Consider the following 21,824-nt stretch of genomic DNA (forward strand, 5'->3'; position numbering starts at 1 on the left):
AGGGCCGATGCGACGCCCTCTGCGGAATCGGTTTTGGCCGGCAGAGCCGGTCGCTGTCCTAGCTAGAGCGCGCCTCCCCGGCCGAGTAGGCCGCCCGAGCCGGTCATGGCGTCCCGATGCCGATATCCGCCGCTACGTCCCGCAGCCGCTCCGGCGCCCGCTCCTTGCGCTCGCTGTAGCGGTCGACGAGATATTCTGCCCGCTCGCGTGTCAGCAGCGTGAACTTCATCAGCTCCTCGCAGACATCGACCACGCGCTCGTAGAGCGGCCCCGGCCTCATCCGTCCGTCAGCGTCGAATTCCTTGTAGGCCATCGGCACCGAGGATTGGTTGGGGATGGTGATCATCCGCATCCAGCGGCCGAGCAGGCGCAGGCTGTTGACCGCGTTGAAGCTCTGCGAGCCGCCCGAGACCTGCATCACCGCCAGGGTGCGCCCTTGCGTCGGCCGCACCGAGCCCTCGCTGAGCGGCAGCCAGTCGATCTGGCTCTTCATCACGCCGGTGAGGGTGCCGTGCCGCTCCGGGGAGACCCAGACCTGCCCCTCCGACCACAGCGAGAGCGCACGTAGCTCCTGCACCTTCGGGTGGTCGGCGGTGGCGTCGTCGGGCAGCGGCAGGCCGTAAGCGTCGTAGATCCGGACCTCCCCGCCCATGGCCTCGAGGAGGCGCGCCGCCTCGTGGGCCAGGAACCGGCTGAACGAGCGCGCGCGCAGCGAGCCGTACAGGATCAGGAAGCGCGGCGCGTGCGCGAACGGCCGCGCCGCTGCGAGCTGCGCTGCATCCGGCACCACGAAATGCGACCGGCTGACATGCGGGATGCCGTCGGCGAAGGGCTGCTCGGGCTTGTCCACGGGGACGCTTTCTCGTATGTTCGAACGATCGTTTGAATGTTGAAACGAAAATGGATGAACCGCAAGCCCTCGCGGCCTTCATGGCGCTGGGCCAGGAGCACCGGCTGCGGACGCTCCGGGCGCTGGTGAAGGCCGGGCCGGACGGGATGGCCTCAGGGGCGCTGGCCCATGCCATCGGGGTGTCCGCCTCGACCATCTCCTTCCACCTGAAGGAGCTGCAACAGGCCGGGCTGATCGGGTCGCGCCGGGCGGGGCGCTCGATCATCTACAGCGCCGCCTACCCGGTCCTGTCCGGCCTGATCGCATTTCTCATGACGGATTGCTGCCAGGGACATTCGGAGGTCTGCGCCCCGGCGCTTGCCGCCCTGTCGGCCTGCGGCTCCTACGCAAAAGACGTGGACCATGCCTGATCGCGCCTTCGACGTGGTGATCTATCACAACCCGGATTGCGGGACCTCGCGCAACACCCTCGCGATGATCCGCAACGCCGGTATCGAGCCGCACGTGATCGAGTACCTCAAGACCCCGCCCGCGCGGGCGCTGCTCAAGCAACTCCTGGCCCGGGCCGGCCTATCGGTGCGCGCGGCGTTGCGCGAAAAAGGCACGCCCTACGCCGAGCTCGGCCTCGCCGATCCAGCGCTGAGCGACGACCAACTGCTCGACGCCGTCGCGGCGCATCCGGTCCTGCTGAACCGGCCGCTCGTGGTCAGCCCCAGGGGCGTCCGCCTGTGCCGGCCCTCCGAGGACGTGCTGGACCTGCTGCCGGTGCAGCAGGGAGCGTTCGTCAAGGAAGACGGCGAGCCGGTGGTGGACGAGATCGGCCGCCGCGTCGGTCTGGCGTAAGCGCTTGGCCTCCCGGACCGCGTTGCGCCCGGCCCCGCGAGGGACCAGAACGGGCCCGAACCCGATCCGGAGAGAGAGCCGAATGCGCACCGAGACGCCGCCGCTGATCCGCCTGGAGGAATACCGGCCGAGCGACTACCTGATCGACCGCGTCGATCTCGACATCCGCCTCGACCCGCATGCCACCCGGATCGATGCGACCCTGTCTTTGCGCTCGAACCCGGCCGGCCGCGCGGGGGCGCCGCTGCATCTCGATGGCGATGATCTCCGTCTGGTCTCGGTCGCCCTCGACGACACAGAGCTAGCGGCGGATGCCTACACGGCGACGCCGTCGGGCCTCAGCCTCCACGCCCCGCCGCAGCAGCCGTTCAGCCTGCGCCTCGTCACCGAGGTCGATCCGACCGCCAACACCAAGCTGATGGGTCTCTATCGCTCCAGCGAGGTCTATTGCACCCAGTGCGAGGCCGACGGCTTCCGGCGGATCACCTATTTCCTCGACCGTCCCGACGTCATGGCGGTCTACACCACCCGCATCGAGGCGGACCGGGCCGCGGCGCCGGTGCTGCTCGGCAACGGCAACCTGGTCGAGTCCGGTCCGGCCGAGGGCGACCGGCACTTCGCCGTGTGGCACGACCCGCACCCGAAGCCCGCCTATTTGTTCGCCCTGGTCGGCGGCCGGCTCGGCCAGGTGGAGACCCGTTTCACCACGATGGAGGGACGCACCGTCACCTGCGCGGTCTATGTCGAGCCCGGCAAGGAGGCCCGCGCCGACTACGCCCTCGACGCCGTGATCCGCTCGATGAAATGGGACGAGACCGCCTTCGGCCGTCCCTACGATCTCGACGTGTTCAATGTCGTCGCCGTGTCCGACTTCAACATGGGCGCCATGGAGAACAAGGGCCTCAACATCTTCAACGATAAGTACGTTCTGGCGAGCCCGGAGACCGCGACCGATGGGGATTACGCGGCGATCGAGGCGATCATCGCCCACGAGTATTTCCACAATTGGTCGGGCAACCGGGTCACCTGCCGGGACTGGTTCCAGCTCTGCCTCAAGGAAGGGCTGACGGTCTTCCGCGATCAGGAATTCTCCTCCGACATGCGCTCCCGGCCGGTCCATCGGATCGCCGAGGTCCGCTCCCTGCGGGCGCGTCAGTTCCCCGAGGATGCCGGCCCCCTGCGCCACCCGGTCCGGCCGCGGGCCTATGCCGAGATCAACAACTTCTACACGGCGACGGTCTACGAGAAGGGCGCCGAGATCGTCCGGATGCTGCGGACGCTGATCGGCCCGGAAGCGTTCCGGGCCGGCATGGACCGCTACTTCGCCGACAATGACGGCCGCGCCGCCACCGTCGAGGAGTTCTTGGCCGCCTTCGCGGCGGTGAGCGGGCGCGATCTCTCGGCCTTCGCCCGCTGGTACGAGCGGCCCGGCACGCCGCGCCTGTCCGTCACCATGGCGTACGATCAGCAGGCCGCCCGCTGCACCCTGCGCCTCGCCCAGAGACTGCCCGGCGAGGGCGGACAGGACGCGCCGCCCCTGGTGATCCCGGTGGCGCTCGGCCTCGTCGGCGCCGACGGGCCGCTCGCGCACGCCACCTGCCCGGATGTGCGGGACGGGGTCTACGTCCTCGACAGCGCCGAGACCGAGATCGTGTTCGAGCACGTCACCGAGGAGCCGGTGCCCTCGCTGCTGCGCGACTTCTCGGCTCCGGTGCGGCTCGATTTCGATCTCACCGACGCCCAGCGCATGCGGCTGCTCGCGCAGGACAGCGACCCGTTCAACCGCTGGCAGGCGGCGCAGGACGTCGCCCTGCGGCTGATCCTGGATCCCGATCCCGCCCGGGCCGACGCCTTCGCGGAGGCGCTGGGGCGGTTCCTCGACGGCGAGGCGCTCGCCGACCCGGCCTTCGCCGCTCTGGTCCTGGCCCTGCCGAGCGAGGGCGAGGCCGCCGACGCCGTGCCCGCCGACGTCGATCCCGACGCGATCCACCGCGCCCGGTTCGACCTGCGGGCGCGCTTGGGCCGTGCCCTGCGACCGCGGCTGGAAAGCCTCGACGCGGCCCTCGCCCCGGCCGACGGCGCGGCCTACAGCCCCGACGCGGCCTCGGCCGGGCGACGGTCCCTGCGCAACGCCGCCCTCGACCTGATCGCGGCCGGTGACCCGGAGGCCGGGGCGGCGCGCGCGGCGGAACGCTTGGCGAACGCCACCAACATGACCGATCGGCTGGCGGCGCTCGGCACCCTGGCGCTGATCCCGGGCCCGGCCCGGGAGGACGCGCTCGCGGCCTTCGCAGAGCGATTCGCCGACGAACCGCTCGTCCTCGACAAGTGGTTCGCGATCCAGGCTCAGATCCCCGAACCCGGCACCCTGGAGCGAATCGCCCGGCTGAAGGCCCACCCGGCCTTCACCATGACCAACCCGAATCGGGTGCGCGCGCTGGTCGGGAGCTTCGCGTTCGGCAACCCGACGCAGTTCGCGCGGCTCGACGGAGCCGGTTTTTCGCTCATCGCCGACGCGGTCGCGACCCTCGATTCGACCAACCCACAGGTTGCAGCACGTCTCCTGACGGCCTTCGGATCCTGGCGTCGGCTGGAAAAATCGCGGGCCGCCAAAGCCGGCGAAATGCTTAATGGGATCAAGGCGATCCCGGGCCTGTCCCGGGACTCGGCGGACATCGTCGCGCGCAGCCTGGGAGGCGGCTAACATACTGAACTTGCGGTAGAAAACGATTCTGTTGCCGAGTCGTAACGCACGGGTTGCGTCAAGACCGAATGGTAAAAAACCCGTGGACAAGCGCCCCCTGAAGGTGATTGTATTCAGTCAGATTCGGGGGGCGCGAGACGCGGCGAACCGATCGCAACTCCCACGGGTGAGGTTCGGCCATGCCGGAGGCGGCTTCCGCTTCCTTCTCCGCGCGTGCGGAATCGAGTCTCGCCGTTTCCTGGCCGATGCGCGTCCGGGATCCGCGGCTCGGTCTGGTCGAGCGGTGGCTGCGCTACGCCGTGCCGGGCATCCTGGCGGTGTTCCTCGCTTGCCTGGTCGGTCTCGCGGCGCTCCACATCCAGGGTCAGCGGGCCGAGATCCTGGCCGGAGCCAAGGCCGAGGTCGAGGGTTTCGCCCGACTGGCCGCCCGGGCGATCACGCCGGCCGCCGGCCGAGCGTCAGACCTGCGCGCCCTGATGCCGGAGAGCGAGCGGCATCCGGGCCGGCGCCTCCTGCTGCTGCGGCCCGACACCCGCATCGCCGCCGCACACCCGCCCCTTCCCGCCAACGCGACGACCCTGGCCCAGGTGCTAGGCGACAGCGAGCCGCTCTCCGGCCTCGGCGAGCGCGCCGGCGCCATGGCCCTCGACTTGCCCGGCGGCGAGAGCGTGCTGGCCGCCATCCACAGCCTGCCCGACGGGGCCGGACAGGTCGCGGTGCTGCAGCCGATCGAGCCGCTGATGCGTGGCTGGAGCGCCCGGGCCCGGGACCAGATCGTCCTGGTCGGGGCCGCGATCCTGGTGATCGTCGGCGTCGGCCTCGCCTACGGGCTGCAGAGCCGACAGGCGACCCGGGCCGACCGCGCCGGCGAGCAGATCCGCGGCCGCCTGGAGACCGCCCTGCGCCGCGGCGCCTGCGGGCTGTGGGACTGGGATATCGCCCGGGGCCGGATCTACTGGTCCGACTCGATGTACGCGCTGCTGGGCTACCAGCGGCAGCACGAGTATCTCTCCTTCGGGGCGGTGAACGCCCTGGTCCATCCCGACGACGGCGACCTCTACAGCCTCGCCCGGGGGCTGGCCGCCGCCCAGACCTGCATCGACCACGCCTTCCGGATGCGTGGGGCCGACGGCGCCTATGTCTGGCTGCGCGCCCGGGCCGAGGTCATGCCCGACGCCACCGATGGCGGGCGCCACCTCGTCGGCATCGCCACCGACATCACCGAGCAGCGCGCCCTGGAGGAGACCAACGCGGCCTCCGACATGCGCCTGCGCGACGCCGTCGAGGCGATCTCGGAGGCCTTCGTCCTCTGGGATACCGGCAACCGGCTGGTGCTGTGCAATTCGAAGTTCCGCCACCTCCACGCCCTCAGCCCCGAGGACGCGCAATCGGGCCGCAACTACAGCGACGTGATGGGCCGGGGCGTGCTGCCCCAGGTCCGGCGCGAATCCCCGGAGGCCGGCCTCGCCCTCCCGGGCATGGCCGCCCGGACCTTCGAGGCCGAGCTCACCGACGGCCGCTGGCTCCAGATCAGCGAGCGCCGCACCAAGGATGGCGGCTATGTCTCGGTCGGCACCGACATCACCAGCCTGAAGCGCCACCAGGAACAGCTCCAGGCCTCGGAGCGCGAGCTGATCGAGACGGTCAAGGACCTCAAGCGCTCCCGCCGCACCCTCGAACTCCAGACCCAGCAGCTCGCCGACCTGGCCGAGCGCTATCTCGACCAGAAAGCCGCCGCCGAGGCCGCCAGCCAGGCCAAGTCCGAGTTCCTGGCCAATATGAGCCACGAGCTGCGCACGCCGCTCAACGCGATCATCGGCTTCGCCGACGTGATGGAGAACGCGGTCCTCGGCCCGCTCGGCACCCCGCGCTACACCGAGTATTGCCGCGACATCCGCGAGAGCGGCTCGCACCTGCTCTCGATGATCGACGACATCCTCAACATGGCCCGGCTCGAGGCGCGCCGGGTGCGGCTGAACCCGCGGGCGATCCCGGCCGAGGCTGCCGTCACCGCCGCGCTCGGGCTGGTCGAGGCGGCCGCCCGTGAGAAGGGAATAACCCTCGGCCTCGACGTGCAGCCCGGGATCGACCTGCTCGCCGATCCGAGCGCGATGCAGCAGATCCTGACCAACCTCGTGCAGAACGCCGTGAAGTTCACGCCGGCCGGCGGCCGCGTCGCGGTGCGGGTCCGGCGCGCGGGGGCCAGCACCCACCTGTTCGTCGAGGATAGCGGTATCGGCATCCCCCGCGCCGACCTCGCCCGGCTCGGCCGGCCGTTCACCCAGGTCGAGGCGCAGATGACTCGCAGCCACAAGGGGTCGGGGCTCGGGCTCGCGATCACCCGCTCGATGGTCGAGCTGCATGGCGGGTCCCTGCGGATCCGCTCCGAGGAAACGGTCGGCACCGTCGTCCTGGTGCGCCTGCCGGCACCGACGCCCGAGCAGAACGACCGGCCCGGCGGCGCGGCCGGCGCGTCTCGGGAAGCCCGGAGGCTGGGTGCGCGCCGGCCGGTCGCCGCCTGAATCCGTCTCTCACCGCCGCGGATCGAGCCCGCCCGATCGCGCCAGGCGACCCTGCTCCACCTGCCAGCGCGCATCCGCCACCGCCCGGGCGAGGCGCCGGATCCGCCAGCGGCGGTAGAGCGTCAGGAGCGCGGGGCCTCCGAGCCCGGCCTGGTGATGGCGCAGGCGCCGCAGCAGATCCGGCAGTACCGATGCCGCCGCATCGGCGGTGGCGATCTCGATCGCCCGCAACTCGGCCCGGAAACCCGCCTTCCAATCCTCCATGGCGACCCGGGCCTCCGTACTGCGACGTCGTCCGGACCGGCTTTTCGGGGGCTCGCCCGCGACACGGATGCGCCTCCGAGAACGCGCGGTGTGGACCGGCGTTTCCCCGTCAGAGGATCCGCCCGGCGGATCGACCATCGGACGAGACGATCGATGCCCGCAAAGACCACGCTCCGCTTCACCCTCGCGGCCCTGCTCGGGCTGGCCGCGGCCCCGGCCTGCGCGCAGAGCGTCGGCTATGCCACTGGCTTCCCCGGCAAGGATCCGGCGGGCGACGAGGAGATCGGCTGGGGGCCGGCCTATCGCCCGGAGACGAGCTTCGCCCAGCCCGGCACGCCGCCCACCCCCGGGGAGATCGCCGGCCGCGCCTATCGGGCTCGGACCGGGCACGGCGTCTACGACCGGGTCGAGGGCGAGGGGCCGTACCGAAGCCGGTAGGGACGCTCTTTAGCGCCGCCGCAGAGCCCGCTTGGCCGCGGCACGCGCCTCGTGCTCGAACCGGGCGAGGCGCAGGCGCCGGTCCAGGGACAGGGTGCGATCCCCCGGCGGCAGGGCGATGATCTCGGCCACCGGGGTTCGCTCGCGGTAGAGGCTCTCCAGGGCCGAGCCGTCGAGGGTCGCCGAATCGAGTGTGTCCGCGAAACCGGTCTCGTGGCAGGCGCGCACGATCTCCGCCTCCAGCAGCAGGCCAGGGGCGTGGCTGCGCAGGTCCTCGTCGTAGGCGATCTTGAGTAGGGTCGCGGTGCCGCCGCCGACCAGGGCGAGGCTGACCGCGATCGGCCGCCCGTCGAGGGTCAGGGCGTCGGCCCGGACACCGACCGGGCCGGGCGCGTCGGCGAACAGGGCGCGGGCGAGCGCGGCCATGTCCGCCCGGCAGGCCATGGCGGTGCCGGCCTGACCCTTCCAGCCCTTCTGCTCGAGGGCGAGGAAATCCGTTACCAGCCGGGCCAACTCCGGGCCGCCCGCGGCGCTGACATGCGCGACCGTGCCGAACTCCGCGAGGCGGCGGGCGCGGCGGCGCAGATCCTTGAACCGGGATCGGTTCGGGTGTCCGGCCAGAAACGCGTCGTGATCGGCCCGGCGCTCCATCACCGGGCGCTCGAATGCCGAGACCGTCCCGATCGCCCAGCCGCGCGCCCGCATCGCGGCCAGCATCTCCGGCACCGCGCCGTCACCGGTCGGCAAGAGCGGCCAGCGCCAGGCCCGGCCGCATTCCTCCAGGCTGGCGACCAGGGCTTCCGCCGCCGCGGCGCGCCCGGACCCGTCGATCACCAGGGGCGCGGTGGCGGTCACCAGCGGCGACAGGAACGGCCGCGCCACCCGGCTGCCGAGTCCGGTGAGGTCGCGCCGCAGGGTGACGGGCAGGAGCGCGACGAGATCGCCGCCGCTGCGGATCGTGACGAAGCGCAGGTCCGCGGGCAGCAGCCCGGCGGCTCGATGCGCGTCGATCACGCGACGCGCGTAATGCGGATGCGGAGCGGCGCTGGATGCGAACAGCGCGTCCCAGGCTGCCGGATCCGGCGCGGGGCCGACGGAGACCGACAGGCCGGCGACCACGTTGGGCGGCGCGTGAACCGGAACACTCATCGGATCGCTCCCGCGGACCAGATCGGGGTCGGCAGCCCGTGCAGGCGCCCGGCGGTGCGGGCGAGCAGGCCGGCACGCATGATCGTCGCCAGCGCCACCGCCAGGGCGGCACCCAAGGTTCCGAAAGGCGGGATCAGCGCCCAGCACAGGGCGCCCGCGACGATCAGCATGAAGGCGGTGATGCCGGCGCAGAGCCGTTCGCCGCCCAGCATGGTCAGGAGGTCTTCGCCAGGTCCGAACAGGCTCGCCGCGACGCTGCCGGCGACCAGCACCGCCAGGATCGGCACGCTGGAGCCGAGGCCGGGGCCGAACATCGCCAGCAGCACGGGGCTGAGCGCGACGATCCCGCAGCCGACGAGAGCGGTGGCCCCCGCGGTCAGCCGGCCCTGGCGGCGCACGAGGTCGGCGAGCAGGGGGCGATCGGCCCGGGCGTGGGCGGCGCTGTAGCGCTGGAGCGTCGCCGCGCTGGCGGCGAAGTGCACGAACACCACGAATTGCTGGATCCGGGTCGCGGCGAAATACAGGCCGAGCTCGGCCGGGCTCACCAGGGCGCCGAGCACGATCACGTCGACGAAGGTGAAACCGGCATTGGCGAGGTCGATCCCGGCGATCGGCAGGCTGGTGCCGAGCCAGGTCCGCCACTGGTAGCGCTGCGGCCCCGGCGGCAGATTCGCCCGCAGCCGCGCCAGGAGCAAGCCGGCCTGCAGCGCGGTGGCGATGGCGGCGGCGATCAGCATGCAGGCCATCGCGACCTCGGCCCGGGGCGGCGCCCCGAGCAGGACGGCCCCGACCATGCAGACCATCATCAGGCTCTGGCGCAGAAGGTAGGGCGGCGCGATGGCGAGCCCGACCCAGTTCTGGCTGCGCGCCACGCCTTCGAGATAGTCCTGCAGCGCGAAGAGCGGCATCACGCCGAGCGCGACCGCGATCGGCGCCCGGTAGGCGGCCGCGAACAGGCCCGGCTCCAGCCGCAGCAGGGCTGCACCGAGGCCGGCGACGCTGAGCGCCGCCCCGCCGGTGACCAGCGCACCGGCCCGGATATAGCCCCGGGCCAGGTCGAGATCGCCGCGCGCCTGGTCGGTCGGAACGAACCGGCAGGCGCCCTGCGACAGGCCGAGCGTCAGGGTATGGCCGAGCATCGCGGTCCAGACCCAGACGGCGGCGAACACCCCGTAGGCGTCCCAGCCCATCAGCCGGGCGGCGAGCACCTGGGCCGCGTAGGCGAAGCCGGCCGCGCCGACCCGGATCGCGAAGACCGTGAGCGCGGCCCGCGCCGGGCCTCTGCTCAAGGCCTGGAGGCGCTGGCCGGCGGCGGCGAGCTTGCCGAAGGCTGGGAGGGCTGTCGCTGACACTACGCGCTCCGCGCCGGGCTTTGGAGCATCATCCCGAACGGCCGCCGCCGGCTCGGAAACAGATGATGTCCCGTCAAACCCGCTGGAGCAGCGTCCGGGATCCAATATCCGGGTCGATACGCCAGTGACCGCAGGAGGACGGTCTCGGGTTTTCCGGTCTAGCCCGGGGCGCGTTGCGGCTCGGTTAAGGGTGGCGCGGCCGGCGCGAGCTTCGGATCCGGCTCCGCCTCGGTCCGCGCGAGCGAGGTGGCGATGGTCAGCGCCACGTGCTCGGCCATGCAGCGCAGGCCGAGATCGTTGAGCCGGAACTGGCGGCCGAGCATGTGCCCCTCGCCCTTGTCGCTGCGACTCGACAGGTAGTGCAGGGCTTCGTAGCGCCGCACCAGCGGCACCTCCTGTTGAGCTGCCACGGTGCGGACCGCGTCGACGATCCGGTTGTAGTCGACATCGGCGGCCATGCTGGCAGTGTAGATCGGGTCGACCAGCACCACGTCGATCCCGTGCGAGCGGATCCAGGCCACGGCCTCGCTGAGCGCACTCGCGAAGGCGTCGGCATCGACCCGGGCGATGGCGTCATGGGTGCCGACCTGCCAGACCACGAGATCGGGCTCCGCCTCCGCCACCATCGTGCGCAGGCGCTCGGATGCCCCCGAGGCGATCTCCCCCGGCAGGCCGCGATGGTCGATGGTCACGTCGGTCTTCGGGAGGGCGTGTTCGAGGGCGGCTTCGAGCTTGGCCGGATAGGAGGCCGAGGCGCCCGGCGCGGCGCTGCCGCCGATCGCCAGGATCTTGAGGGTGCGGTTCGCGCTGAGTGCGGCCTGGACCGCGCGCAGCTTGGCCATGGTGTAGAGCTGCGCACCCGGGACCCGGCATTCCTGAGACAGGCCGGGCTGGTCGCCCGCGCCCGGATCCGCCGGCTGCTCCGCCGCCGCCGCCGGCAGGAGACCGGCCAGGATCAGGGCGGCCAGCGCCCAGCGGGTCCCGGATGCGCGTGCCGGCGTCACGCGCGAACTCGGGATGACTTGGTGCGGGCGCGCCATTCGACGAACCATGCGGTGAACCCCAGACCGACCAAGCCGCTTCCGGCGACCAGTATATCGACCAGCACGCCGCCGCCGGTCTGGAAACGCACGAGCTGCCCGATCAGACTCAGGATCGAGCCCATGGAGAAGACCGCCAGGGAGTTCCGGCCCAGCCCGGTCAGATAGCCACCGACCACGCCGATTCGGGGAGCCAGGATTGCGTAGAGGGGCGCGAAGGCGAGCAATACCCCCAGGAAATGAAGAAGCCGTGCCGGTGTCAGGTAGGTCTTCTCGAACGTGAACAGCAGCCGCGGCTCGGGAACCATCAGCGGATCCGGCCGGAGACCCGTCACGGCCAGCACGATCCCGAGGACGACGATGGCGAGCCCCACCGGAAACAGTCTTCGCGCCCAGCGGCGCAGGGTGTCGGAGCGCAGGTTCCAGCCCTGGAGCACGAAGCCCAGCACCAGCAGCACCTGCCAGCAGAGCGGATCGAAGAACCAATCGCCCTCCCCGGGCCAGGACGGTACGTTCCATTCGAACACGAGGCTTGCGAGGTAGACGCCCCCGGACAGGGCCAAAGCCGCCAGCAGGCTGAAGCGGCCGACCAGCACGAAGATCGGCGCGATGCCGATCAGCACCACGTAGAGCGGCAGGATGTTGAAGAAGCCGAGCTGGTAGGTCATCAGCGCCATGCCGCAGACCGACTGGATCGGGTCCGCGAAGAAGCCGCCGGCATTGTGCCATTCGAGGATCAGCGGGTTGTCGAGCAGCAGCGCCGATCCGGCGATGATCGCCAGCGCCAGCAGCATGACGGTGAGCTGCGCCCGGTAGACCTCGACGGTGCGGGCGAGCAGCCGCACCACGCTCCGGCCGGCCGGTTCCGGTTGCCCGTCGCGCCCGCGGGTGGCGATGCCGATCGACCAGCCCGCCAGGAACACGAACAGTTCGGCGGCGTCCGAGATGCCGTATTGCGAGAAGGTGTAGCGCTCGAAGGTGTTGCCCGGGACGTGGTTGATGAAGATCGTCACCAGGGCGAAGCCGCGCCAGAAGTCGATCGCGTTGGGGTCGCGCATCGTCGCGGCGGCTCCGGGGTTTCGACACGGGATCGGGGTCGGGCGGCCCCTGATACGGCGCCGGGCTCGGTCTGCAAAGGCGAACAAAGGGAGAGTTCGCTCAGGTCGCGCGAACCGGGCGGTCACGCTCGCGTTAGGTCCGATCAAGGAGATCCGGACAGATGACCCGCACGATCACGTTCCTCGGCCTCTCGGCCCTGCTGCCGATGCTGGCCGCGACGGCCGCCTCGGCGCAGTCTCAGACCGGAACCGGCGGAGGACCGACCTCGACGGTCACGGCGCCGCACACCTCGACGGTCGGGCGCACCATGCCTCCGTCTTCCGGCGCCGGCGCCGCGACCCCGGACGACCGTCGCGACCGCACCCGCGAGCAAATCCAGGACGACAAGATCTCCCAGGGCATCTGCATCGGCTGCAGCCCGAAGTAGCGGCTGGGCCGCGGCCCGACTCCGCGTCACGCTTGAGAGTAAGGCCCCTGTATCTTACCGTCGAGTCACGGCTCGGAGGCCTCAACATGGCGACGCTGACCCTGACGGGACGCGGCCAAGTCACCTTTCGAAAGGACGTGCTGAAGCATCTCGGCATCGAACCCGGTGATAAGATCAGGCTTGATCTGCTGCCGGATGGGCGAGCGGAACTCAAAGCCGATCGGGCGCAGGGGTCATGGGAGACCCTGCACACTGTCTTTGATGGGACAACAAACGGCGCGAAGCTCTCGATCGAGGATATCAACGACGCCATCGCCGAAGCGGGTGCTGCCGCCGGCGCTGGCGAGGAATGAAACTCACGGCTGACACGAACCTGCTGCTGCGCTTCGTCACCCCCGATGACGCGGACCAGCAAGACATCGTGATCGAGGCTTTGAAGACCGCCGATCGCGTCGCGATCAGCGTGCACGTCCTGCGTGAGATGGCTTGGGTGATGGAACGCCGTTATGGCGCCGCCTGAACCCAGATCGGGCGGGCGATCCGGCAAGTCATTGCGACACGAAACGTGGTCTTCGATCGTCCCGCGGTCGAAGCGGGGCTCGCCTTGCTGGAAGCGCGCGGAGACTTCGCGGACGGCGTGATCGCCTTCGACGGCCGACGGCTGGGCGCCGAATCATTCGCATCGTTTGACCGGAAAGCCGTGAAGCTGCTCGCCGAGCACGGAATCGACGCCGTCCTGATGTCATAACGACAGGGGTATCGCGTCGACGCCGGCCCTATTTCGATGTTCGAAAGGCAGCGATCTCCAAGGATCGTCGCCGCACCCGACACATCCTACCTGGGGCCAGCCCCGTGCCCTCACCGCAACGCGAGTTCGTCCTCGCTCTCGCGGGCGAGGCGGAGCAGGTTCTGGCCGTAATTGGTCTTGGCGAACATCTCGCCGCGGGCAACGAGCTGATCGCGGGTGATGAAGCCCTGGAGGAACGCGATCTCCTCCAGGCAGGCCACCTGGAGGCCCTGACGGTTCTGCAGGGTGCGGACGAACTCGCTGGCCTCCAGCAGGCTGTCATGCGTCCCGGTGTCGAGCCAGGCATAGCCGCGCGACATCCGCTCCACGTAGAGCTGGCCGCGCTCGAGATAGGCCTCGTTGACGCTGGTGATCTCCAGCTCGCCCCGGGCCGACGGCTTCACGGCGGCGGCGATGTCGAGCACCTGATTGTCGTAGAAGTACAGGCCGGTCACCGCCCAGGTGGATTCGGGCTTCGCCGGCTTTTCGACGATCTTGGTCGCGCGTCCGGTCTTGTCGAGGCTGACCACGCCGTAGGCCTGCGGATTGTCGACATGGTAGGCGAACACGGTCGCGCCGTCCTTGCGCGCCCGCGCCTGCGCAAGCAGCTCGCCCATGCCGGCGCCGAAGAACAGGTTGTCGCCGAGGATCAGCGCCACGTCGTCGCTGCCGACGAAGTCGCGCCCGATCACGAAGGCCTGGGCGAGGCCCTCCGGCCGCGGCTGCACCGCGTAGGTGAATTGCAGGCCGAACTGCTCGCCGGTGCCGAACAGGCGCTTGTAATTGTCGAGGTGCTCCGGCGAGGAGATGATCAGGATCTCGCGGATGCCGGCGAGCATCAGAACCGAGATCGGATAGTAGATCATCGGCTTGTCGTAGACCGGCAGCAGCTGCTTGTTGATCGACAGCGTGGCCGGATGCAGCCGCGTGCCGGATCCGCCGGCCAGAACGATGCCCTTCATGGCTTGGAAGCTCCCTCTGAAACCGGCCCGACGAGCCGGTCCAGGATGTCGTCGAGCGCCGCCTGCCAGGGCCGGGGCGCGAGGCCGTAGGCCGCCGTCAGGCTGTCGGTGGACAGGCGCGAATTGGCCGGCCGCTTGGCCGGTATCGGATAGGCCGAGGTCGGGATGCCGGTGACCGGGATCGACCGGCCGCCGCGCCGGGCGGCCCCGGCCACGATCGCCTCGGCGAAGCCGTGCCAGGTGGTGGCGCCGGCATTGACGCAGTGGAACGTTCCGGTGGGCGCGGACGGATCCTCGGCCAGCCGCCGGGCGATCACCGCCAGGGCGGCGGCGAGGTCGGAGGCGGAGGTCGGGCAGCCGTGCTGGTCGTTCACCACCGTCAGGGCGTCGCGCTCGCCGGCGAGGCGCAGCATCGTCTTGACGAAATTGCCCCGGTGCGGGCTCACCACCCAGGCGGTGCGCACGATCGCGTGGCGCGGGTTGGCACTGCGCACGGCGAGTTCGCCCGCGGCCTTGCTGGCGCCGTAGACGCTCTGCGGGTCGATCGGGTCGTCCGGCGCATAGGCGCCGTCGGGCTTGGTGCCCGCGAAGACGTAGTCCGTCGATACATGCACGAGCGGGATTCTTTTGGCGGCCGTCGCGGCCGCCAGGATTGCCGGCGCGAGGGCGTTCAGGCGCCAGGCCTCGACCACGTCGGACTCGGCCTTGTCGACCGCCGTGTAGGCGGCTGTGTTGATCACCGCCCGATAATCGCGCGCCTCCAAGGTCCGGGCGACGGCGCCCGGGTCGGTGATGTCCAGCTCCGCGCGGCTCGGCGCGTGCACCGACACGCCGTCCGGCCAGGCCAGGGTCTGCAGCTCGGTGCCGACCTGCCCGCCGCCGCCGAGGACCAGGATGTCCATCAGCGGGTCAGCCCCAGGCGCTCGCCGGTGTAGCGGCCCTCGCGGATCGGGCGCCACCAGCTCGCGTTGTCGAGATACCAGGCCACGGTCTCTTCCAGGGCCTGCTCGAAGGTCTTCTGCGGCCGCCAGCCGAGCTCGGTCTCGGCCTTGGTGCAATCGATGGCGTAGCGCCGGTCATGGCCGGGCCGGTCGGCGACGAAGCTGATCAGCTGCTCGTGGGGCCCGTGCTCCGACCGCAGCCGGTCGAAGGCCGCGCACAAAGCCTTCACCACCGCGAGGTTGTTGCGCACGGCTCGGCCGCCGAGCAGGTAGGTGTTGCCGACCCGGCCGCGCTCCAGCACGGCGACCAGGCCCTTGGCGTGGTCCTCGACATGGATCCAGTCGCGCTCGTTCAGCCCGTCGCCGTAGACCGGCAGCTTCTTGCCCTCGAGGGCGTTGAGGATCATCAGCGGGATCAGTTTTTCCGGGAAGTGCCGCGGCCCGTAATTGTTCGAGCAGTTGGTCACCAGCACCGGAAGCCCGTAGGTCTCGTGCCAGGCCCGCGCCAGGTGGTCGGAGGCTGCCTTGGATGCCGAATAGGGCGAGCGCGGATCGTAGCGGCTGTCCTCGGTGAAGAACGCGCCCGGGGGCAGCGAGCCGTAGACCTCGTCGGTCGAGACGTGCAGGAACCGGAATGTCTTCTTGTCCGCCTCCGGCAGGGTCTCGTAATAGCCCCGAGCCCCGTCCAGCATGGTCTGGGTGCCGATGACGTTGGTGCGCACGAAGGCGCCCGGATCGGTGATCGAGCGGTCGACATGGCTCTCGGCGGCCAGATGCATCACCGCCTGCGGCTTGAAGTCGGCGATGGCGGCCTGCACGGCGGCGCGGTCGCAGATATCGGCCTCGACCAGGCGATGACGCGGGTTCTCGGCCAGGGACGCCAAGGAAATCGGGTTGGCCGCGTAAGTCATCGCGTCGAGGGTGCAGACCTCGTGGCCGAGATCGTTGACGAGGTGCAGCACCAGCGCCGAGCCGATGAAGCCGCAGCCTCCGGTCACCAGAATGCGCATGGTGGGTCCCCTTCGGATCAATCGCGTCAAGACATGGGCTGCGGGCAGCTAAAGACCGCCCGGCGTGACGAAAATACGGCCCGGCCGCAAGGCGGCCGGAAACACCGGTTCAGAATGCTGTTCAGAACACCTGGCCGAGCGCGGCGAGCCGGGGCGCGCGGCGATCCTTGTCGGACAGGATCGCGGCCTCGCCCGAGACCGGCCACGGGATCCCGATCTCGGGATCGTCCCAGGCCAAGGCCCGGTCGTGCTCGGGGCTGTAATAGGCGTCGACCTTGTAGGCGACCATGACGTCCGGGGTCAGGGTGCAGAAGCCGTGGGCGAAGCCGTGCGGGATGTAAAGCTGCTCGCCGTTCTCGGCGTCCAGGGTCACCGCGACGTATGTGCCGAAGGTCGGCGAGCCGCTGCGGATATCCACCGCCACGTCGAGGATCGCGCCCTGGAGCACGCGGATCAGCTTGGCCTGGGCCTGCGGGGCGATCTGGAAATGCAGGCCGCGGATCGTGCCCTGCGGGGCCGAGAACGACTGGTTGTCCTGCACGAATGGGGTGGTGATCCCGGCCCGGGCCATCACGTCGGCTCGGAACGTCTCGGAGAACCAGCCGCGCGTGTCGCCGAAGCGCTTCAGCTTGATGCGCTTCACGTCCGGGATTTCGGTCTCGATCACGTCCATGCCAGCGCGTCCCTCCCCGCGGATATCTCCGCCCCGGTCATCCCGGGCGTCACGCCCGCCGCGCCGAGAACAACCTCGATGATCGACCCGCGACTTCCGGTCATTCGCCGGCCGTGTCAAGGCGTGCTCCCTGCGGGGATGTTGGCCCGGGCGGTTTTCGCGAGGATGATGCTTCAGGTTATGGGGCGCCGATGACGGGTGGATCGGTGGAGTCCCTGCTGCGCGACCAACTCGCCGACCCGGCTTGTGCCTGGAGCCTCGGCGCCTACGGGGCCGTGGCGGCCTTCGCCCGGGACGCGGCCGAGCCGGTGGAGATTCGCGCGGGCGGGCGGATCGGTCTGGCGACGCCGCGAGGCGCGGTCGCGCTGACCGCGACGCCGGAGCTGGTGCCGTTCGCCTACGAGACCGGCTTCACGGGCGGATGGAGCCAGGCGGTCGCCCTGTGCCTGCCCGAAGCGGCCTGCGCCATGGGCCGCCGGGCCGTTCTGACCGAGCTCGGGCCCGACGCGGACGCTGTCCGGGTGCAGGATCGCGGCGCGATCCTGTTCGATCTCGGTCTCGGGCTCAAGGCGGTCGATGCCTGCGTGCGCGTAGCCGATCCCGGCCTGATCGCTGTCGTGCGGGGTGCCTCCGGCCAGTCGATTCTCGAGCCCGGCAATTCGATCGGGTCGATGCTGGTCGCGGCGAGCCCCCACCGGGTGTTCCTGGCCCGCTTCGGCCGGATCGAGGTCTACACGCCGATCCCGCCGGCCGGCGGTACGAGCGCCCCCGGGCCGCACAGCCACATCCTGCCGAAACTCCTGCGGCTCGGCCGGACGCATGCCGCGACCGCGCCGATCCCCGCCGGGCTGGTACCCTGCGCGGCCCTGCATCCGGCCCACCCCGCCCAGGACGCGATGGGCCGCCGGGCCGGCTTCGATGCCGACCGCCACGCCGCCTTCGGCCACCTGCTCGATGCCTGGGGCGATCCGGCGCTCACCGCGCTCCGGCGCATGGTGCTGGCCGGTGGCGAGCCCAATCCGGCGCTGGCCGATGGCCGTTTCGCCCGCTCGGCGATCCGGGCGGCGCGGGCGCAGATTTTGGCGATGGGGGGTTAGCGCCACCGCCGTCATTGCGAGCGTAGCGGAGCAACCCGGGGCAGCGCGCGATCTCAAGATGTGGCGCCACACTGGGTTGCTCCGCTACGCTCGCAATGACGGGGTGACCGGCGAAAAGCCGTCGGCCGCCATCGTCAACCGAGTGCAGCCTCAGCGAGCCGGCGGCGGCGGAGGCGGTGGCGCCAGCAGGCGGGCCAGCGCCGGGTGGTCGCCGGCCGCGATCCAGGCTCCGCCCTGCGGATGGATCTGGTTGGCCGCGCTCAGGGTGCCGGCGCGAGCCTGGGCCACGAGTTCGGCGAGCGAAAACGGGCCTTCGACCGTGTCCCGGTAGACGTAGAACAGAGCGGCTGGGGGCGGTGGCGGCGGGACGGGCGCGGCCGGGTTGGCGAGGCGGAGCAGGGCCTCGGTCGTGAAGGCTGACGGCTCGATGACGCGCTTGTCCACGGCGCGCAGGGCCGGTGGGTCGGCCGGGTCGCGGTTGGCCTCCTCGGCGGGCACGTCGGCGAGGCTGCCCGGGATCGGCCGGGTCCAGTCCTCGATGCGGGCGAGGAGCGCGTCGAGCAGCCGGTCCGGATCGACCGGCAGGCCGCCGGCCTCGACGGCGCCCTGGCGCCAGCGGCGGCTCAGCGCATCCGCCACCGCGTTCCCGACCCCGCCGATCCGGGCCTCGGCGTCGAAGTTCACGGTCTCGCGCCGGGGCGCGTAGGCGCGCTTGGCGGTCCACGCGAACAGCGCCGCCATCGCCAGGTTCTGGACCGGCGACAGGGCGGCCTCGGCCTCGGCGAGCTGGGCCGCGATCGCCGCGCGCTGGACCCGGTCGAACAGCTTGCGCCGCAGGGTCCGCTCCGAGCCGACGCTGCGCCAGTCGCCCGGCTCGAAGGCGAAGCGCCACAGCCCGGTCTCGGGCGCGCGCTGGAGCAGGCCGAGGCAGGCGGCGCGCAGGAACAGCGACAGGGTCTCGCGCAAAGCATCCGATTCCTCGGCCGAGGGGGCGACCGGGTCCGGGAAGCGGAGATAATCCTTGTGATTGTGGAGCGGGATCGCGTCGAGGCGGTCGAGCTCCTGCGCGTAGGCATTGCGCCAGTCGCGCCGCAGGGGTCCAAGCACGTCGAGCGGCACGCCGGACAATTCGCAGTAGCAGACGATTCGGCCGCGCTGGCTCGATTCCAGGAAGCCGATCTCGCCGGCGCCCAGCACGGGCGGCAGGCTCGCCCGCAGGATCGGACCGAACTCGGCCTGGAAGGCGCGGGAGCCTTCAACCGCCAGGATCGTCTTGAACTGATCGCCCCCCGGGCTGAAGGCGTCGAACCGCGCGTAGATCCACGGCATGCAGCGCAGCAGCATCAGCTCCAGGGTCTCGCGCTGCTTGGCGGGGGGCAATTCGCGGAGCGCGTCCAGCGCCGAGGGGATGCGGGCGCGGTGCGGCCCGAGCCGGCGCCGGGCTATGTCGCGCACGGCGTTGAGCAGGTCGGCCCGGGTCTCCTCCTCGCGCAGCAGGGCGAAGATCGCGCGCGAGCCGCCATAGGCCTGGAACGCCTCGCGCGCCCAGGCGAGCCGCTCGGCGGGCGCGACGACGATTTCTTCGGGCAGGTCGCCCGAGGGCAGGACCAGGAAGGTGCCGCCCGAGGGGCGCTCGATGGCGTTGCGGATCTCGGCGATGTCGAGGCGCAAGTCGCGCATCAGCCGGCCGACATCCGCGTGGCCCTGGTTCAGAGCGCCGAGCAGGCCGTCGTAGCGGGCGGCGCCGGTCTCCGGGTCGCGCCCGGTCCGGGTGCCGAGCCTGGCCGAGACCCGGCGCAGCAGCTCGGCCGCCTCGCGGGCGGCCACTGAGCGGATGCGCAGGACGCAGGCGCCGCGCAGATCCTCCCGGGCTTGCTCCAGGTAACGCTCGGCGTCGCGCCGGTGCGAGAAGATCAGGCCGGGGCGGACCTGGTCGAGCCGGCTGAGCGAGGCGGAAAAATGCTCGGCCAGCATCTCGTCGGCGAGCCGGGCATAAGTGTCGGCGGCGGCGGTGAGGCGGGCCAGCGCGCCGCCATCGGCCTCGATCAGGTCCTTCACGCTCTCGATCAGCGCCCGGGCGTAGTCGAGGCCGCCGCGCTCTTGGTCGTCGAGGAGGCGGTAAAGCGCGGCCGGCAGCGCGCCGTCCGTGTCGGAGAGCCAGGCCGCCTCGAGCTTGGCGCGCACGTCCAGCACCTCGGCGCCGCGGGGGCCGTAGGCGGCGCCCGAGCCGGTGCGGCCCAGGATGTCGTCGCGCAGGCGCTCGGCCTCCTTGCGCAGGTTCGGCGCCCAGTCCCGGGGGCTGGCGATCTCTGTCCTGATCGCGTCCACCGCCTCCTCGACACCGAGCGCCACCGATTCCTGGATCGAGGAGCCGTCCGCCCGCTGCAGCAGGGTGCCGACGAGGTCGTATTCGGGGATGCCGGGGGGCGCCGGCCGCAGCACCTTCGGGAAGGCCTCGAAGGCGGAGAAGCGCAGGGCGAGGCGGTCGGCGCCGAAGCGGTCGCGCTCCTCGACCGTGGGGATGTGGCGCTCGCCCTGCCCCCGGGCGACGCCGAAGAACGCCTCCACCATACCCAGGCCCGCCCGGGCGGCGTGCGCCTCGAATTCGAGGCTGCCGCGGGTGGCGAGCACGGCCTGGCCGAGGGCCGAGTAGTTCAGCGAGAACAGGGCGGCGCGGCCGGCGCGGTCCGGGCTCGGCGGCGCCCATTTGCGCATCTTGTGCTGGGTCTGGTTGACCCCCGTCGAGCGCTTGCGGCCGGAGAATTCGGAATTGCCGAAATCCTCGAACAGCACGTCGGCCATCATGTCGTAGAGGTCGCCGATGGACGCGGTGCGCTGGTCGGCGAGGTTCTGGGTGTCGAACAGGTAGACGTCGCTGAACGGCCGCTCGACCCCGCGGGCGACCCGGGCATGGTCGCCCCAGCTCTCGACATAGGGCGGCTCCGGATTGCCGCGCATGGCGTATTCGAGCTCGGACAGGGTCGCGACGCCGTTGGCGAAGACCCGGTCCTTGTTGGCGCCGACATAGCCCGAGGGCAGGACCAGGAAGAGATCGACCGCGTCGGGGCGCTTGGGCGTCTCCAGCGACGAAATCGCGTAGCCGGCATCGATCACCGCCCCGGAGCCGGTGCCGCCGGCCACCGAGGCCACGACGACGACGCGCAGGTCCGTGGCGGTGTCGAGGCCCAGCGCCCGCAGCTGCGCCTCGTTCGAGACGTTGGCCAGCACCGCGCCGGCCTTGGCGGTGAGCCGGTCCTGAAAGTTGCGCACCTCGTCGAAGAACAGCAGCCGGGCGATGGCGCGGATCTGCCCGGCGCCCTTCGAGGCATCGATGCGGGACAGGTCCCGGGCGGGAAGCCAGGAATCGATATGCGGATAGCTGCGCCGCTCGGCCTGGTAGCGGGCGAGGTTGACCGCCTTCTGCAGGGTCTCGCCCTCGCGGAACGCGACCTTGGCCGAGAGCGCGTCGGTGACCGCCGCCCGGCCAGCCTCGCGGGCCTCAAGGGTGTCGGTGTCGAAATACAGGAAGGACGCGGCCGGGAACTGGTCGAGGGCGCTGATCCGCGTCCCGTTCCAATCGGCCTGGAGGATGCGGCGGCGCAGGCGCAGCAGCACCTCCATGCCGGTGCCGCCCAGCGCCACGAACACGGTCGGACGGACTTTTAGAAGTGTCTCGGTCTCGGAGGCGGGCCGGGCGTCAGCCATG

21 protein-coding genes are annotated in these 21,824 nt (G+C 71.0%); 10 read left to right on the forward strand and 11 right to left on the reverse strand.

Annotated features, from left to right (window positions below):
- Positions 1-103: 103 nt before the first annotated feature.
- Complete coding sequence (arsH, locus tag MKL11_RS17350) at positions 104-850, reverse strand: arsenical resistance protein ArsH (protein ID WP_313900759.1); 747 nt, start codon at positions 848-850, stop codon at positions 104-106.
- A gap of 50 nt (positions 851-900) precedes the next feature.
- Between arsH and MKL11_RS17355 the strand changes: the two genes are divergently transcribed.
- The 4 genes from MKL11_RS17355 to MKL11_RS17370 all read left to right on the forward strand — a co-directional run bounded on the left by MKL11_RS17355 (position 901) and on the right by MKL11_RS17370 (position 6,919).
- A complete protein-coding gene (locus tag MKL11_RS17355) occupies positions 901-1,260 on the forward strand; it encodes an ArsR/SmtB family transcription factor (protein WP_243945501.1) in 360 nt (119 codons plus the stop codon).
- The gene (gene arsC / locus MKL11_RS17360; RefSeq protein ID WP_243945503.1) at positions 1,253-1,693 is read left to right on the forward strand and encodes an arsenate reductase (glutaredoxin); all 441 of its coding nucleotides are present in this window, start codon (positions 1,253-1,255) and stop codon (positions 1,691-1,693) included. Before MKL11_RS17355 ends, arsC begins: the two co-directional genes overlap by 8 nt.
- Positions 1,694-1,775: 82 nt before the next feature.
- Positions 1,776-4,397 (forward strand): aminopeptidase N, encoded by a 2,622-nt coding sequence (gene pepN / locus MKL11_RS17365; RefSeq protein WP_243945505.1) that lies wholly within the window; start codon positions 1,776-1,778, stop codon positions 4,395-4,397.
- Between the two features lie 179 nt (positions 4,398-4,576).
- Positions 4,577-6,919 carry a PAS domain-containing sensor histidine kinase gene (locus tag MKL11_RS17370; RefSeq protein ID WP_243945507.1) on the forward strand — a complete coding sequence of 781 codons (2,343 nt, stop codon included), beginning with the start codon at positions 4,577-4,579 and terminating at the stop codon, positions 6,917-6,919.
- Positions 6,920-6,928: 9 nt separating this feature from the next.
- Here MKL11_RS17370 and MKL11_RS17375 read toward each other — a convergent pair whose 3' ends face one another.
- On the reverse strand, positions 6,929-7,183 hold the full coding sequence (locus tag MKL11_RS17375; protein WP_243945508.1) for a hypothetical protein: 255 nt from the start codon (positions 7,181-7,183) through the stop codon (positions 6,929-6,931).
- Positions 7,184-7,336: 153 nt separating this feature from the next.
- Between MKL11_RS17375 and MKL11_RS17380 the strand changes: the two genes are divergently transcribed.
- Positions 7,337-7,621 (forward strand): hypothetical protein, encoded by a 285-nt coding sequence (locus MKL11_RS17380; protein WP_243945510.1) that lies wholly within the window; start codon positions 7,337-7,339, stop codon positions 7,619-7,621.
- Positions 7,622-7,630: 9 nt separating this feature from the next.
- Here MKL11_RS17380 and MKL11_RS17385 read toward each other — a convergent pair whose 3' ends face one another.
- The 4 genes from MKL11_RS17385 to MKL11_RS17400 all read right to left on the reverse strand — a co-directional run bounded on the left by MKL11_RS17385 (position 7,631) and on the right by MKL11_RS17400 (position 12,220).
- Positions 7,631-8,770, reverse strand: coding sequence for a GNAT family N-acetyltransferase (locus MKL11_RS17385; protein ID WP_243945512.1), 1,140 nt, complete (start codon positions 8,768-8,770; stop codon positions 7,631-7,633).
- Positions 8,767-10,122 (reverse strand): lipopolysaccharide biosynthesis protein, encoded by a 1,356-nt coding sequence (locus tag MKL11_RS17390; protein ID WP_243945514.1) that lies wholly within the window; start codon positions 10,120-10,122, stop codon positions 8,767-8,769. The genes MKL11_RS17385 and MKL11_RS17390 overlap by 4 nt, the downstream gene beginning before the upstream one ends.
- A 158-nt stretch (positions 10,123-10,280) precedes the next feature.
- Positions 10,281-11,162, reverse strand: coding sequence for an SGNH/GDSL hydrolase family protein (locus tag MKL11_RS17395; protein WP_243945516.1), 882 nt, complete (start codon positions 11,160-11,162; stop codon positions 10,281-10,283).
- Positions 11,123-12,220 carry an OpgC family protein gene (locus MKL11_RS17400; protein WP_243945518.1) on the reverse strand — a complete coding sequence of 366 codons (1,098 nt, stop codon included), beginning with the start codon at positions 12,218-12,220 and terminating at the stop codon, positions 11,123-11,125. Before MKL11_RS17400 ends, MKL11_RS17395 begins: the two co-directional genes overlap by 40 nt.
- Positions 12,221-12,381: 161 nt before the next feature.
- Between MKL11_RS17400 and MKL11_RS17405 the strand changes: the two genes are divergently transcribed.
- The 4 genes from MKL11_RS17405 (at position 12,382) to MKL11_RS17420 (ending at position 13,396) form a co-directional block, all read left to right on the forward strand.
- Entirely contained in the window at positions 12,382-12,648 is a 267-nt protein-coding gene (locus tag MKL11_RS17405; RefSeq protein ID WP_243945520.1) for a hypothetical protein, read from the forward strand.
- 86 nt (positions 12,649-12,734) lie between these two features.
- Positions 12,735-13,001 (forward strand): AbrB/MazE/SpoVT family DNA-binding domain-containing protein, encoded by a 267-nt coding sequence (locus MKL11_RS17410; RefSeq protein WP_243945529.1) that lies wholly within the window; start codon positions 12,735-12,737, stop codon positions 12,999-13,001.
- Complete coding sequence (locus MKL11_RS17415; RefSeq protein ID WP_243945531.1) at positions 12,998-13,168, forward strand: hypothetical protein; 171 nt, start codon at positions 12,998-13,000, stop codon at positions 13,166-13,168. Before MKL11_RS17410 ends, MKL11_RS17415 begins: the two co-directional genes overlap by 4 nt.
- A 45-nt stretch (positions 13,169-13,213) precedes the next feature.
- A complete protein-coding gene (locus tag MKL11_RS17420) occupies positions 13,214-13,396 on the forward strand; it encodes a hypothetical protein (RefSeq protein ID WP_243945533.1) in 183 nt (60 codons plus the stop codon).
- 110 nt (positions 13,397-13,506) lie between these two features.
- Here the strand turns inward: MKL11_RS17420 and rfbA are convergent, their stop codons facing one another.
- The 4 genes from rfbA to rfbC all read right to left on the reverse strand — a co-directional run bounded on the left by rfbA (position 13,507) and on the right by rfbC (position 17,021).
- Positions 13,507-14,397: a glucose-1-phosphate thymidylyltransferase RfbA gene (gene rfbA / locus MKL11_RS17425; RefSeq protein WP_243945536.1), complete on the reverse strand. Its 891-nt coding sequence runs from the start codon at positions 14,395-14,397 to the stop codon at positions 13,507-13,509.
- Complete coding sequence (gene rfbD / locus MKL11_RS17430) at positions 14,394-15,299, reverse strand: dTDP-4-dehydrorhamnose reductase (protein WP_243945538.1); 906 nt, start codon at positions 15,297-15,299, stop codon at positions 14,394-14,396. Before rfbD ends, rfbA begins: the two co-directional genes overlap by 4 nt.
- A complete protein-coding gene (gene rfbB, locus MKL11_RS17435; RefSeq protein WP_243945540.1) occupies positions 15,299-16,348 on the reverse strand; it encodes a dTDP-glucose 4,6-dehydratase in 1,050 nt (349 codons plus the stop codon). Before rfbB ends, rfbD begins: the two co-directional genes overlap by 1 nt.
- Positions 16,349-16,469: 121 nt before the next feature.
- Positions 16,470-17,021 (reverse strand): dTDP-4-dehydrorhamnose 3,5-epimerase, encoded by a 552-nt coding sequence (gene rfbC / locus MKL11_RS17440; protein WP_243945542.1) that lies wholly within the window; start codon positions 17,019-17,021, stop codon positions 16,470-16,472.
- A 191-nt stretch (positions 17,022-17,212) separates the two neighbouring features.
- Here rfbC and MKL11_RS17445 point away from each other — a divergent pair, with 191 nt between their 5' ends.
- Complete coding sequence (locus MKL11_RS17445) at positions 17,213-18,118, forward strand: DUF6925 family protein (RefSeq protein WP_243945544.1); 906 nt, start codon at positions 17,213-17,215, stop codon at positions 18,116-18,118.
- A 150-nt stretch (positions 18,119-18,268) separates the two neighbouring features.
- Here MKL11_RS17445 and MKL11_RS17450 read toward each other — a convergent pair whose 3' ends face one another.
- Positions 18,269-21,823: a tubulin-like doman-containing protein gene (locus MKL11_RS17450; protein ID WP_243945546.1), complete on the reverse strand. Its 3,555-nt coding sequence runs from the start codon at positions 21,821-21,823 to the stop codon at positions 18,269-18,271.
- Position 21,824: the final 1 nt, after the last annotated feature.

Origin of the sequence: Methylobacterium sp. J-077, assembly GCF_022829365.1 — a bacterium.
GTDB lineage: Bacteria > Pseudomonadota > Alphaproteobacteria > Rhizobiales > Beijerinckiaceae > Methylobacterium.